The sequence below is a fragment of the Streptomyces katrae genome (assembly GCF_000966975.1).
Lineage (GTDB): Bacteria > Actinomycetota > Actinomycetes > Streptomycetales > Streptomycetaceae > Streptomyces > Streptomyces katrae.
On sequence record NZ_JZWV01000493.1, the window covers coordinates 1 to 950 of the forward strand.

General features: G+C 73.3%; 1 protein-coding gene. It reads left to right on the forward strand.

Annotation, left to right across the window (positions count from 1 at the left end):
* Positions 1 to 336: 336 nt before the first annotated feature.
* Positions 337 to 950: serine/threonine-protein kinase (locus VR44_RS18105; RefSeq protein ID WP_045948562.1), on the forward strand; the 614-nt coding region annotated here is incomplete at its 3' end.

A 950-nucleotide genomic window follows, 5' to 3' on the forward strand; every position in this document is an offset into this window, starting at 1 on the left:
CCGTACGGGAGCGGACACCGGCTATGCGGCTGATGTGGCCGTGGAGTTGCTGAAGGCCGGCAGGCCGGAACGCTGATCGCCAATAGTCCGGGGGATCCGATAAGGATCTTCCACTTCCCGGCGGGGTAATGTTCCGTTTGCCGGAAATTCGTTCGCCTTTCGCATTTCCGTCCGCCCCGCCGGAAGAGTGCCGGAAGACCGGTGGAGGAAATGGCGGGCGAAGAGCCGGCGGACGGTTCGCATTCCGTGTGCGGATCGGTCCGCCGCCCGCCCCTCCCCACCCCCTAAGGTGCTGCTGTCCGGGTGACCACGGAACCCGGGGACAGGGGGGACGCGATGCAGCCGCTCGAAGCCGGTGAGCCGCGGACGATCGGCGCCTACCGGCTGCTCGGCCGGCTCGGCGCGGGCGGCATGGGGCGGGTGTACCTGGGGCGCAGCGCGGGCGGGCGGACCGTCGCCGTGAAGGTGGTGCACCCGCACTTCGCCTCCGACACCGAGTTCCGCACCCGGTTCCGCCGCGAGGTGGAGGCCGCGCGGCGGGTGGGCGGGGAGTGGACGGCGCCCGTGCTGGACGCCGACCCGGAGGCGGCCGTGCCCTGGGTGGCGACCGGGTACGTGGCCGGGCCCTCGCTGGACCGGGCGGTCGCCGGGCACGGGCCGCTGCCGGAGGCCTCCGTACGGGCCGTGGGAGCGGGGCTGGCCCGGGCGCTGGTGGCGGTGCACGGGCTGGGCCTCGTCCACCGGGACGTGAAGCCGTCGAACGTGATGCTGACCCTCGACGGGCCCCGGCTGATCGACTTCGGGATCGCCCGGGCCACGGACGGCACCGCCTCGCTGACCTCCACCGGCGTGTCCATCGGCTCGCCGGGCTACATGTCGCCCGAGCAGATCCTCGGCAAGGGGGTCACGGGCGCCTCGGACGTGTTCTCGCTGGGCGCGGTCCTCGCCTT